Origin of the sequence: Capnocytophaga granulosa ATCC 51502, assembly GCF_000411115.1 — a bacterium.
Lineage (GTDB): Bacteria > Bacteroidota > Bacteroidia > Flavobacteriales > Flavobacteriaceae > Capnocytophaga > Capnocytophaga granulosa.
Window position 1 is genome coordinate 300477 of record NZ_KE150253.1, and the last position, 12692, is coordinate 313168.

Sequence of the window (12692 nt, forward strand, 5' to 3'; positions counted from 1 at the left end):
GCAACTCAAAATTCAAAACTCAAAACTAACTATGTTTTTTCTCTCATTAGGTAGTAATCTTGGTAATAGGGCACAGTACCTCCAGCATGCACTCTTCCTCCTGCATCGTGAGGTAGGCAAAGTTGTGAAGGTATCGCCCTTATACGAATCCCCTGCTTGGGGGTTTAGCTCGGAGCCTTTCTATAATATCTGCGCAGAGCTACATACCGACCTACCTTTGGAGGCGCTCCTGCCCAGACTCCATGCTATAGAAGCTCGCTTGGGGCGTGTGCGTACCTCTCAGCCTTCGGAGGGTTACAAGGCACGTACCTTGGATATTGACATCCTCTACTATGATGATAAGGTCGTACAAACCGATACACTTTGCATACCTCACCCACAGTTGGCCTTAAGGCGCTTTGTCTTACAGCCTTTAGCCGATATAGCTCTCAACTTTATAGACCCTGCCAAAGGGCAAACGATAAGCCAGCTCCTTGAAGTCTGCCCTGATACAGCCGCTCTTACCTTAGTAAAACAGGACTTCGCCCTACCTGTGAACAAAGGCACCATTCCCTATCGCTATATCACCATAGAAGGGAATATAGGCGCAGGTAAAACTTCCTTGGCCACTCGCTTGGCGGAAGACTTTTCAGGACAGTTACTCTTGGAGGAATTTGCCACTAACCCTTTTTTGGAGGACTTCTACAAGCAGCCACAGCGCTATGCCTTGGCCACTGAACTGAGCTTTCTCAAAGACCGCTATAAGCAACTCCAGCATACCCTCACCCTGAACGAACATCCCCTCTTGGTAGCTGACTATGCCTTTTCCAAATCCCTTATCTTTGCTCAAGAGACGCTTCCTAACAAGGAATATACCCTCTATGAAGAGCTGTTCTATTTGCTTTTTGAGCGGATGATAAAGCCAGATTTGTATATTTACCTCCATCAACATACTGATACGTTACTAAAGAATATACAAAAAAGAGGGCGAAGTTTCGAGACGCCTATCTCTAAAACCTATTTGGAACGTATCGAGCAGAGTTATCTGTCTTTTTTGCAGCATAATCCCTCGCTAAATACTCTTTTTATAGATGTCTCCTATATGGATTTTGTAAATAACCAAGACGATTACCAGTTTATCACCGCCCTAATTACAAAATAGATGCCTTTTTTTCAGCAACTCCATATAGCCGATACCCATGTTTATACATGGCAACTCACCGAGACGGTGGCGCAGCTTAGCGCTGGCCTCACCCTCTCCCAGGGGGAGGAAGAGCGGCTGACGACCATCCACAGCCAGAAGAAGCAGCGGGAGTTCTTGGCCATTCGTCATTTGTTGCAACAGGCACAACTACCTACCACAGCTCTTTACTATACCCCTGAGGGCAAGCCACAGCTTGAAGGGCGAAATATCTCTATCACCCACAGCCAAGATTTTGTAATGATTGCCCTAGGCTCGCACGCCATAGGGATAGACATAGAGCGCTGTACCCCCCGTATCCTTCGCCTTGCTCCCCGCTTTACCCCGTGGCAAGCCCCTCCCGATATGGACGAGTTTACCCAAATACAAGCCTATACCCAACTATGGACGATCAAGGAAGCACTCTATAAGATTGCCGACTTTCCCTCGGTTCGCTTCTATGAGGATTTGCAAACACCTCATTTCCAAGCCCTCGTTCCTTGCCAACAAGCCCTCATCACCCATCCCGAAGGCGATAAGGCCTACGAGGTACAGAGTTTCTTTTGGGAGGAGTATATTTGGACGGTGGTAAGTGAAGAATGAAAAGTGAATAGAACAACTCAAAATTAACAACTCAAAACTCAAAAATGCGTATTCTTGCAATAGACTATGGTACCAAGCGTTGTGGTATCGCGGTAACCGACGAACTCAAACTCATTGCCTCGGCACTGGCGACGGTAGAAACAACTGAGCTACTGGATTTCTTACAGAAGTACTGCCAAGCGGAACAGGTAGAACGTATTATTGTAGGCCTGCCCAAGCAGGTCTCTGGCGAACTCTCAGAGAGTGAAATGGCCATAGCTACTTTTATTGAAAAGCTCCAAGAAAAACTCCCTGAGATTCCCGTCTCTCGCTATGACGAGCGCTTTACTTCGAAAATAGCCTCACATATCCTCGTGGAGAGTGGTACTAAGAAGAAAAAAAGACAGGACAAAGCACTCTTGGATAGGATCAGTGCGACCCTTATCCTACAAGATTATTTGAGTTCTTTATCATAAGAAAATGACTTTACTCGAACAAGTATATACCCCTGCGGATATCCGCCATTTCTCTCTCGCCGAGCTTAGGCAGCTGGCGGGGGAGTTGCGCCATTTTATCATTAATGAAGTAGCCACCAAGGAAGGTCATTTGGGGGCTGGTCTGGGCGTGGTAGAACTGACTATTGCCCTGCACTATGTGTTCAATACCCCTGAGGATATATTGGTCTTTGATGTAGGACACCAGGCCTATCCACATAAGCTCCTTACAGGCAGGCGCGAACGCTTTGCTACCAATCGCCAATGGGGAGGCCTTTCAGGTTTTCCAAGGCGCAAGGAGAGCGAATACGACCCCTTCGGTACAGGCCATGCGGGTACTTCCCTCTCGGCCGTATTGGGCATGGCTACCGCAGCAGTGCTTCAGGAGAATTTTTCACGCAAGCATGTGGCTGTCATCGGGGACGCTTCTTTTGTCAATGGCATGGCCTTGGAGGCACTCAACCAAATGGGGGATAGCAAGGTCAATATGCTGGTGGTGCTCAATGACAACCAAATAGGCATAGACCCCTCTACAGGCGCTTTTCGCTATTACTTGGAACGCTTGGCCAAGGGAGCCGATAAGGGCAGTTTCTTTGCTGATTTGCAAATAGAGTATTTAGGTAGCTATGATGGGCATTCCTTTGAAGAGCTAATTCCTGTACTAAGCCAGGCAAGAGATTTCTTTGGGGTACAGCTAGTGCATATCCGTACTACCAAAGGCAAGGGCTACCAAAGGGCAGAAGAGCGACAGACACTTTTTCATGCCCCAGGCAAGTTTGACCCCGCTACGGGTATGCTTCTACCTCAGCAGAGGCAACAAACGAAGTTTCAGGACGTTTTTGGCCATACCCTCTGTGAGTTGGCCGCCGAGAACAAGGCTATTGTGGGCATTACTCCAGCCATGGTAACAGGTAGTTCGCTCCACTATATGCAGCAACAATTCCCCGCTCGCACCTTTGATGTAGGCATAGCCGAAGAACACGCAGTTACCTTTGCCGCAGGATTGGCTACCCAAGGGCTGCTGCCTTTCTTGGTCATTTATTCTACTTTTCTGCAAAGAGGCTATGACCAACTCATTCACGATGTAGCTTTGCAACAGCTCAAAGTGATTTTCTGTATAGATAGGGCAGGCCTAGTGGGGGAGGACGGTGCTACCCATCAGGGCGTATTTGATATAGCTTACTTGCGCTGTATTCCTCATATAGAAATCTTTGCCCCTCGCAATGAGGTAGAATTACGTAATATCCTCTATACCGCCCAACTCCCTGAGCAAGATAAGGCGCTGGCCATACGCTACCCTCGTGGTTATGGACAGCTAACGGTGTGGCAGCTACCTTTTGAGAAAATAGAGAAGAAAGGGGTACAACTCCGCGAAGGCACACGCTATGCGGTGCTTTCGGTAGGTACCATAGCCGATGAGGTTGCCCAAGAGATAGACCAGCACCCTGAGGCTGAGACATTTGCCCATTACGATATGCGATGGATTAAACCCTTAGATGAGGAGCTTTTGCATCATGTCCTAAAAAAATATCAGGCAGTGATTACGGTAGAGGAGGGGTGCAAGGCGGGCGGTTTTGGTGAGAGTATTGTGGTCTTTGCCAAAGAAAAAGGCTACAGCCTCCCGATCAGAATCGTAGCTATAGCCGATGTCTTTGTAGAGCATGGCTCAGTTGCTCTGCAACGTGCCTTTACAGGTCTTACCAATTTTCTAGCTGAAAAGTAAGGCCAAAATACTTGAGACTGCCTATATGGCAGATAAACTCAAAAGATTATTTCCCTTCTATAAGGTGTTCGTATGCCTCCCATCCTTTGGTGCCTTTGTATTCCCATATACTACTGGCAGGAACATAGATATGCTTGAGCTTCCTATCATTTTCAAAAATAGCGCGATCAACTCCCTTTACAGAAGTTATTTTAGGAGGGGTTTTTGCCTCTATGATGACAGTCTCTAAGTCCTCACAATCGGCAAAGGCTCCTTGATCTATCTGCGTGATGCTCTCAGGTAGGGTGATACTTACTAATCCTGTATTGCTGAAGGTGTGTGGGTGTATTCCTTTTATCTTTTGGCTTAGGATAACCCTTTTTAAACTTTTTAGATTCTGGAAAGCACGTGCTTCTATGATTTCTACATTCTCTCCTATGACAATGGATTCCAATCGGCTACAATTCTTGAAGACATCTGTTGCGATTTTCTTTACTTTTCTCAGGTCTTCATCTTCATTCATATTAATATGTCTGATGCGAATGGAGAGCCATTGTTTAAGTACCTCTCCCTCAAACCGATCTCCTTCGTTTTTCTCATAAACCAACTCATAATCATAATTCTGTGAAGGAGAAGCCCCTAAGCTAATAAACTGATCAGACCAACCTCTATTAGTTTTAGGCCCATAAAGCCTCTTGTTGAGTAGGTCTATATAGAAATCACCTTCACTCCCTAAGCTATTGTTTGGGGCGCCAGAGCCAGAGAAAAGGCTGTTTTTCTTTGTATCAGAAGGGGCGGAATGTCCATCTTTGCCCTTCTCTCCGTCAGCTCCCTTGGGGCCTTGCGCGCCCTCCTTACCATCTGCCCCTTTAGGGCCTTGTGGTCCTTGCGGCCCTGGCAGTCCGTCTTTGCCATCAGCCCCCTTGGGACCTGGGGCACCATCTTTACCATCGGCTCCCTTGGGACCTGGGGCACCATCTTTACCATCGGCTCCCTTGGGTCCTTGCGCTCCGTCCCTGCCGTCTGCTCCTTTAGGGCCTTGCGCGCCGTCTTTGCCATTTTTCCCATCAGCACCTTTAGGGCCAGGCAACCCGTCCCTGCCGTCTTCTCCTTTCTCTCCCCGTTCGCCTTTGAGGCCTTTGAGACCCCGCTCACCTTTAAGACCTCGTTCGCCCTTGTCTCCTTTCTCGCCCTTGTTACCAGGGATACCTTGCTCTCCACGTTCGCCTTGGTCGCCCTTGTCACCCTGCTCTCCTTTGAGGCCTTTATCCCCTTTATCTCCCTTCAGACCTTGGTCGCCCCTCTCACCCTTGTCTCCCTTATCCCCTTTGTCTCCTTTCTCGCCCTTATCCCCTTTGTCGCCAGGGATACCTTTTAGGCTAATGGGATTACCCCAGCCATCAGCGGTTTTGCTACCATAGAGCTGAGCGTTTGCAAGGTCTATATAATAGTCGCCAATATTCCCCAAAGCTGCATCAGGCGCTCCCATTCCCGAATGAATGATATTACCTTTCTGTACTTCAACACGTTCAACAACCGTTTCCTTTTGACAACTGATAACTATCCAAAGCCCTATTAGGGCACTGATAAAAAAGAGAACCCTCTTCATAATCATAACGATTTAGTGTATTTGTACTACAAAGTTAAGGAAAAATTAGCAAATATCCTAAAGGTTTCTTTGTTTTTTGTAAGTTGTTGAGAGATAGTAGATTTTGTATAAAAGTCGGGTTTTTTCAGGGGGAAAAAGTAAGGATATTTATGTAAATTAACTGCTATAAAAGAGAATTTTTGCTATTAAAACCTTTATCTATATAAGAGGTTGTGTTATTTCTCAAAACATCCATTTGCCAATGAGTTCCTTAGCAAAAAGAAACTCATTGGCAAATGGGCAAATAGCCTTTCAACTATGATTCGTATCAATAACCAAATAACTCTTTAGCGCCTCCACATAGCTCTCAAAAGCCAATAGTCCCTTATGGGTAAGGGTGATTTCGGTATTGGGATAGTTATCCTTGAAGGACTTGGTAACCGAGATATATCCTGCGGTTTCTAGTTTTTGTATTTGTACCGAAATATTCCCCGAAGTGGCCTTGGTAGCCTGCTTTATCCGAGCAAAATCAGCCTTTTCCTCTGCTATAAGCAAAGAAACTATGGCCAATCTGAGTTGGGAGTGCAAGATGGGGTCTAAATCACTGAACATCTCTTTGCTTTTTGTAGTTAGTATAGAACTGTATTCCTGGAATAAGGAACAATAAGCAGGCCAATACGGCACAGAGTAGCGGCAAGGCGATTCCATAGTGGAAGAACAACACACTATAGGTGAGTACAATTCCCATGATAGAGGTCACTACCCACAAGGAAACCCTTAGGTGTAGGGCGATCGCCAAGGAAACAAACGAGAAAGGCAGATAGATTACCAGCATAGCAATCTCGTAATTTTTCCAATTGCTAAAAGGCAAGCAAAAGCAAGAAATAGCCCCCAGTCCTGCTACGAGCCAAAGCCAGTCAAGCGGGTCGGTACGCTTTTTCTCTTTTCGGTTTCTCGCGCCCTCTTTCATTTTTGAGAAGAAGGAGATAAAGAATCCCAAGGGCATCAGTACGCCCCAGCCTATCCATGAGTAACGGGGATAGTAATCCGTGGCAAGCATCACAAATTGTATGATTCCAGAAAGGCAAATCAATACACTCCAAAAGATCAAGAAGAAACCATTTTCTTCATACTTTTGCTTTCTTTGACGAATGATATCCTGAATGAGTTTCAAGCTATCGGCAGGTTGTAGTTCCATGATGATATAAATTTAGGGTTTTAAATACGATGCAAAGATAAATAAGTTTATTTTATAAACCAAATATTTTTCAAATTATTTTTTGTTGACAATTGATATTTTTTACAACAAATTGATTATCAATTATTTAACATGAGTTCGACATAAGCAAAATTATATTTCTTCTCCCACAGATTCCACGGATTTTCACAGAGAGAATAACACAACAACTAAGTATAACTCTTTAATTTCCACGGATAAATAAGGCCTTTGGCCTTATAAAAATCTGTGTAAATCGCAACAGTACAATTATACAAACATAGAAAATCTGTGAAATCCGTGAAAATCTGTGGGAGCTTTCGTTATATCGAACTCACGTTATTTAAATTGTAATAAAAGAAAAACGCCAATAATGATACATCATTACTGGCGTTTGTTATTAGTCATTAGTCGTTAGTCACTAGTCATTGGTCATTCGTCACTAGTCACTAGTCATTATCTATATGAGTTTGCGTCCGTCGTATTTGCTAGCTTTGATATTGGAGAGGTCAAAGTGCTGGAAGCTCTTCATATAATTGATGATAGAGGTGCCATTGGCATCGGCAAGGGAGGCTTTTCCTTCGGACTTAAAGAAGGTCTTCACGCTGCTAGCGCCTAGCAAGTGAGCAGCAGCCAAGATGCCTGATTCAGTAATAGGTACTCCCGCAAAGTTCTTGCCTGCAAAAGTGGTAATCTCATGCTGGAGCTTCCACTTATTGTGAGCTAAGCTAGCGTAAAACACGCTTTCTTGTAGGGCGGGGCTACTAAGAAATTCTGATTGGGAGACACCGTAGAACTTTAAGGCCGATTTGCCAAACTGGTATTTGCCTACATGTCCATACGGATTGGTAATAAAGTAGTTGTTGCGGGACTCACGGTAGCCCATTTTTTCTTTGAACCCTATGAAATCATTTTGGTGATTCATAAGAGAGAGGCGCGGAGTGTTCTCGGTCACTTGGCTTACACTCACCTCACGTGGGGCTTGTACTCTTAGACTGGCATGAAGGTCTTTTTGAGTGCCTAAAGAAGGCGTCAAAACAGTAGCCACTACAGCAGAAATTCCCATAGGAAAGAGAAAATCCTTGGTCATAGAAAGGTACTTTTTCTTGTTCTTAAGCATTTTCTGTTATTTCTTTAAGACTGACCCCTTTGCTAAAAACTGTTAGGAAAGGGTGCTTAAAATTTCACAGGGCAAAAGTACGTTTTTTCAGCAACAAAGCAATATACCTGATTAAAGTTTAGTTAATTCCTTAATTTTGTTTGGAAAAAGGAATTTATTAATAAAAACAAGAATTTCCAAAAAGGAAAACCTTTTGTGTTATTAAGAATTAAGGTTGATTTTTAACTCTCTCACAATAGTTTTTAACACTCCGTCATGGTCGTTGTCTTCCTCTGTTTGATAGGTAGCTACCTGCTTTACTTCTTCTTGGGCATTCTTCATGGCATAGCTATAGGTAGCTCTTGCAAGTAGCTCTAAATCATTGAGATAGTCTCCGAAGGCCATAGTCTCATTGGGGGTGACGCCTAAGGATTCTTGTAGGGCTGTCACGGCTACCCCTTTGTTGACCCCTGCATTGGTGATATCTATCCAATAGGCACCAGAGATGGTTACCTTTAGTCCTTCTTGTGAGAAAGAAGAGAAGGCAGGAAAGGAATGTTCGCGAGCGCCCCTAGGGTCAAGCAGCGTGATTTGGAAGATATCATCCTCGATTTCAGACAGGTCTGTGACCTTCACCACGGTATGGTGATATATACGTACCTGCTCCTCGGCATAGGGGGTAGTGGGAAATAGGTAGGTAGCCTTCTTCCCGCAGAGTCCTACGGCCATACCTGTAAATTGCCTATAGCGCTCTAGCACCTGCTGGATATAGTAGGGTGCGATGGCATTCTGATAGACCTCCTTGCCATTTACATTGACAAAGGCGCCATTTTCAGAGATAAAAGCCATATCATCTTTGATAGGGTCAAAGAATTGTAACAGGCTCAGATACTGCCGTCCACTGGCCGCACAGAAGTAGATGCCGCGCTGGCGAAGCTGCTTGAATACGCACATAAAATCCTTGGGCAACTCGTGACGACTGTTCAGGAGTGTCCCATCCATATCGGAAATAATGAGTTTGATCATCCTTGACTAAGGTTAAGTTCTTTGAGTACTTCAGTGGCTTTTTCCCATTGGTCTTGGAATACATAGACTTGCTGGTTGCCCCCCAAGGCTCCATAGCCCGCAATAGTTGCTGAGGCCATTGGGTCTTTGATAATAGGAGTAATATCCACTTCCTGTAGCGCAGCCTTGAGAAGGGTTACCGTAGGCATATCCCCTTCAAAGAGTTTTTTGAGTTCTGTTTTCATGTTCTAATGCTTGATAGGTTGGTTTTATTCTCTTTTGAAAGAGGTCGTGTATCTTGTTGATTTTCGGTGCGATGGTGAAGATACAATAACCCCTGTCGGTATTATTCTCGTAATAGTTCATCAGGTATTCCTCTTGGGCGGGATAGAAGGTGCCCGCGGGGACGATTTCGGTTACTATAGGAGTATCAAAAGCCTGTGCTATCAGCTCTCGGCTAAGTAAGGCCGCTTGGTGTTGGCTTTCATTGAGGTAAAAGATTGCCGAGCGGTACTGCTCGCCCACATCATCCCCCTGCTTGTTTAGAGAGGTAGGGTCGTGTGCTTGCCAGAAGACTTCCAATATATCCATATAAGAAAGCTGCTTGGAGTCATAGGTGATACGTATAGCCTCGGCATGGCCTGTGGTGCCCTTGCACACCTCTCGGTAAGAGGGATTAGGCTGATGGCCTCCAGCAAAACCTACCTCTACCTGTTCTACGCCAATGAGTCGTTTAAAAATAGCCTCCGTACACCAGAAGCATCCTGCTGCTATAATAGCTACTTCCATAGAATCTTTTCTTGCAGGCAAAAATACAAAATAAATGAATAGTGAACAATTAAAAGTGAATAATTTTTGCAAGGAGTCTTTGTTGTAGTTGCAAAATATTTCAACAGCTAAGCGGAGAAATTAAAAAAGCGGTGAATAGTAAAAAAACACTATTCACCGCTTACTTTGCACTGCTATTTTACAGTAAGCATACTGCTTTTGAGAGTATAAATAAGAGCTTTATTTTTACCTATAGTAGGTTTCCATTTCTTATCATTGAGAAGAACTTCATATATATGAATGGCTGTACCACAACGCCCCATATCGGTAAGTTCTGCCCTGATAGTTAGCTTTATAGCTATACCAGCACCTTCCAAAGAATAATTTATTTCTCTTTTTCCAAAATTATTAAGCCCAGTCCTTACAGCAACGAAGCTTATATAATCACTATTTTTATCTCCTTCAACAGATTCAAGAGTGCCTTCTTCTTCTGGAATATTATCAACCCTTTTTTTCCCTTGATCAGTAAGCTTGTATATAGATAGTTCTTTTTTGAAGTTTGCTAAAGAAACATCTTCTTTATCTATATAGAAATAAAAATACTCAAGTGGAGGAATAAGACAACGATAACCATCATCTTTTTCTTCTACCTCTTTTTCTTTATGGCAAGCCATAAAAGTCATAACAGTTGCTACAGCAACCAAAAGTAAATATATTTTTTTCATAACAAGATTTATTTAATATCAATGGCATTTTAAATAGACATGAGTTCAATATAACGAAAGCTCCCACAAAGCCAGCGAGTGCTCACAGCTGGGTATGTGAAACACAGATTCCATAGATTTTTATGAGATTGTGGGAGAAAAATATAATTTTGCTTACCTCGAACACACGTTATTTTACAGTAATCATACTGCTTTTGAGGGTATAAATAGGAGCTTTATTTTTACCTATAGTAGGTTTCCATTTCTTATCATTGAGAAGAACTTCATATATATGAATGGCTGTACCACAACGCCCCATATCGGTAAGTTCTGCCCTGATAGTTAGCTTTATAGCTATACCAGCACCTTCCAAAGAATAATTTATTTCTCTTTTTCCAAAATTATTAAGCCCAGTCCTTACAGCAACGAAGCTTATATAATCACTATTTTTATCTCCTTCAACAGATTCAAGAGTGCCTTCTTCTTCTGGAATATTATCAACCCTTTTTTTCCCTTGATCAGTAAGCTTGTATATAGATAGTTCTCTTTTGAAGTTCGCTAAAGAAACATCTTCTTTATCTATATAGAAATAAAAATACTCAAATGGAGGAACAAGACAACAATAACCATCATCTTTTTCTTCTACCTCTTTTTCTTTATGGCAAGCCATAAAAGTCATAACAGTTGCCACAGCAACCAAAAGTAAATATATTTTTTTCATAACAAGATAATTGTAATTTTCATTATAAAAAATTGGAAAATTCCTCATCTCTAAAGAGCACCACAAAATTACGTTTTGAGAAAATAAAAAGCAAATTTTTTAACAGAAAAAAGTACAAAAAAACAAGGCTGCCAAAAGGCAGCCTCATCATCTTCTTGGGTTATCTAATATTAGGGTTGTTATTAACTTCGTCTTCGGGGATCAGTAGGGTGATCTTAGGATCATTGTACTGGAAGGTCTCCCCATTGTATTGTATATGGTTATTACCACGGGTTACACTCCTTTTGTTGCGCTTAAGCGAGAGATAACTCTTTCCCTCTCCCCATAGCTCTATACGGGTGTTAAGGTAGATATCATCTAGCAGCGCGGTATCAGTAAGACTATCTACATAGGCGACATCAGCAGCAGCGGTAGCCTCTGGATAGCGTAGGGTAAGGAGCTCCTTATAGAGTTCCTTCGCTCTGTCTTCATTGCCTTGCTTGGCCAAACCTTCGGCAGCCAAGAGGTAGAACTCATCTACACGCATATAGAGGTAGTCGGTAGTAACGACCATCTGCCCTTTGCGGGTACGTCCAGGGGCAAAGAATTTATTGACAGGGCGATGACGATTGTTGAGCGATGGATCGGGATCTACATCGTTGTCATCAAACTGCTTTTTGCGTAGGTCATTTGCTCTTATCTGTCCATAAAGTCGGTCATCTATCGCCTTGATCTCATCGGCATCGGCATAGCCATAGGTGAAGATATCCACTTGTGACCACCAAGATACTTCGGTGATGTTGTTCTCGGCCAAGATGTCAAGTCCCCACATCCAGCTGGGTGTATTCAGGTCATTGAAGCCCCCTCCTTGCTTGGTAGCTGCATCATAGTAAGTCTCCTTACGAGTGGTAAGGGGGTAACCACTATGCTCTACTATATCTAAAGCTAAGCGGGTCATCTCATCATTATTGCCCATAGCTCCATATACATAGGCTAAGAGTCCCTCGGCTACATACTTGTCTATCATACCCTTATTGCTGCGGGTAAAGCCGTTGAGGTCAGCTACCGCCTTGGTAAGGTCACTTACGATTAGGCTATACACCTCAGACTGGCGTGCCTTGCCTTTTCCTACCTTGTTGGCCTCGGTATAGAGCGGGATAGAAAGCGCATTGGGGTCATATTCGGTGGTAAAGAGCTGTAGCAGATAGAAATAAGCGTATCCCCTGAGGGCATGTGCTTGGGCTACGATATATTTCTCATCATCATTCTTGGGGGTACCTACCTGTGCCAAAAGGTCATTGACGGTATATACTACCTTATAGTAATAGCGCCAAGGGGTATAGTTCTCTGCGGCACTAAAGTCCTGAGTGGCTTGCAGGTTGGCTACATTGGAAAACCAGCCGTAATAGGATTGAGAGAACGCCATATCGCCAGAGAGCATATCCATATAGATATCATAACTCTTCTGTCCGAAGTCCTCCGCACGGGGATAGTCTTGTCCTGGGCGTGTGTTAGCCGAACGTGGTTTGGCCAGCATCACATAGAGACCATTGAGCTTCTCCTGTGGCTCAGCTCCTGAGAGTGTTTCGGAAGGTTTGGTCTCCAAAAAATCCTTTTGACAGGCAGTAAGTGCCATACTCACTGCCAATAGTCCTATATATATCTTCTTTTTCAT

At 43.7% G+C, this 12692-nt stretch carries 14 protein-coding genes; 4 read left to right on the top strand and 10 right to left on the bottom strand.

The genetic code is table 11. The features are described 5' to 3' along the window. Nucleotides 1–31 precede the first annotated feature (31 nt). The 4 genes from folK to HMPREF9331_RS06430 are packed head-to-tail and all read left to right on the top strand — an operon-like array spanning nucleotide 32 to nucleotide 3958. Entirely contained in the window at nucleotides 32–1141 is a 1110-nt protein-coding gene (gene folK, locus HMPREF9331_RS06415; RefSeq protein WP_016420188.1) for a 2-amino-4-hydroxy-6-hydroxymethyldihydropteridine diphosphokinase, read from the top strand. Then, the gene (locus tag HMPREF9331_RS06420; RefSeq protein WP_016420189.1) at nucleotides 1142–1762 is read left to right on the top strand and encodes a 4'-phosphopantetheinyl transferase superfamily protein; all 621 of its coding nucleotides are present in this window, start codon (nucleotides 1142–1144) and stop codon (nucleotides 1760–1762) included. Between the two features lie 44 nt (nucleotides 1763–1806). Beyond that, on the top strand, nucleotides 1807–2217 hold the full coding sequence (gene ruvX, locus HMPREF9331_RS06425; RefSeq protein WP_016420190.1) for a Holliday junction resolvase RuvX: 411 nt from the start codon (nucleotides 1807–1809) through the stop codon (nucleotides 2215–2217). Between the two features lie 4 nt (nucleotides 2218–2221). Further along, the gene (locus tag HMPREF9331_RS06430) at nucleotides 2222–3958 is read left to right on the top strand and encodes a 1-deoxy-D-xylulose-5-phosphate synthase (RefSeq protein ID WP_016420191.1); all 1737 of its coding nucleotides are present in this window, start codon (nucleotides 2222–2224) and stop codon (nucleotides 3956–3958) included. 46 nt (nucleotides 3959–4004) lie between these two features. On the opposite strand, the gene HMPREF9331_RS06435 is transcribed toward HMPREF9331_RS06430, so the two are convergent. The 10 genes from HMPREF9331_RS06435 to HMPREF9331_RS06480 all read right to left on the bottom strand — a co-directional run bounded on the left by HMPREF9331_RS06435 (nucleotide 4005) and on the right by HMPREF9331_RS06480 (nucleotide 12692). Next, the gene (locus HMPREF9331_RS06435; RefSeq protein WP_016420192.1) at nucleotides 4005–5546 is read right to left on the bottom strand and encodes a collagen-like protein; all 1542 of its coding nucleotides are present in this window, start codon (nucleotides 5544–5546) and stop codon (nucleotides 4005–4007) included. A gap of 291 nt (nucleotides 5547–5837) precedes the next feature. Further along, nucleotides 5838–6137 carry a winged helix-turn-helix domain-containing protein gene (locus HMPREF9331_RS06440; protein WP_009640773.1) on the bottom strand — a complete coding sequence of 100 codons (300 nt, stop codon included), beginning with the start codon at nucleotides 6135–6137 and terminating at the stop codon, nucleotides 5838–5840. Then, nucleotides 6127–6723, bottom strand: coding sequence for a hypothetical protein (locus HMPREF9331_RS06445; protein WP_016420193.1), 597 nt, complete (start codon nucleotides 6721–6723; stop codon nucleotides 6127–6129). Before HMPREF9331_RS06445 ends, HMPREF9331_RS06440 begins: the two co-directional genes overlap by 11 nt. A 478-nt stretch (nucleotides 6724–7201) precedes the next feature. After that, entirely contained in the window at nucleotides 7202–7861 is a 660-nt protein-coding gene (locus HMPREF9331_RS06450) for a hypothetical protein (RefSeq protein ID WP_040357146.1), read from the bottom strand. 201 nt (nucleotides 7862–8062) lie between these two features. Next, the gene (locus tag HMPREF9331_RS06455) at nucleotides 8063–8866 is read right to left on the bottom strand and encodes an HAD family hydrolase (RefSeq protein ID WP_016420195.1); all 804 of its coding nucleotides are present in this window, start codon (nucleotides 8864–8866) and stop codon (nucleotides 8063–8065) included. Continuing rightward, nucleotides 8863–9090, bottom strand: a complete 228-nt coding sequence (locus tag HMPREF9331_RS06460; protein ID WP_009640841.1) for a putative signal transducing protein — start codon at nucleotides 9088–9090, stop codon at nucleotides 8863–8865. The genes HMPREF9331_RS06455 and HMPREF9331_RS06460 overlap by 4 nt, the downstream gene beginning before the upstream one ends. Continuing rightward, nucleotides 9062–9634 (bottom strand): peptide-methionine (S)-S-oxide reductase MsrA, encoded by a 573-nt coding sequence (gene msrA, locus HMPREF9331_RS06465; protein ID WP_016420196.1) that lies wholly within the window; start codon nucleotides 9632–9634, stop codon nucleotides 9062–9064. The genes HMPREF9331_RS06460 and msrA overlap by 29 nt, the downstream gene beginning before the upstream one ends. 173 nt (nucleotides 9635–9807) lie before the next feature. Continuing rightward, nucleotides 9808–10338: a hypothetical protein gene (locus HMPREF9331_RS06470; RefSeq protein WP_016420197.1), complete on the bottom strand. Its 531-nt coding sequence runs from the start codon at nucleotides 10336–10338 to the stop codon at nucleotides 9808–9810. Between the two features lie 169 nt (nucleotides 10339–10507). Next, on the bottom strand, nucleotides 10508–11038 hold the full coding sequence (locus HMPREF9331_RS06475) for a hypothetical protein (RefSeq protein WP_016420198.1): 531 nt from the start codon (nucleotides 11036–11038) through the stop codon (nucleotides 10508–10510). Between the two features lie 160 nt (nucleotides 11039–11198). Continuing rightward, on the bottom strand, nucleotides 11199–12692 hold the full coding sequence (locus tag HMPREF9331_RS06480; RefSeq protein WP_016420199.1) for a RagB/SusD family nutrient uptake outer membrane protein: 1494 nt from the start codon (nucleotides 12690–12692) through the stop codon (nucleotides 11199–11201).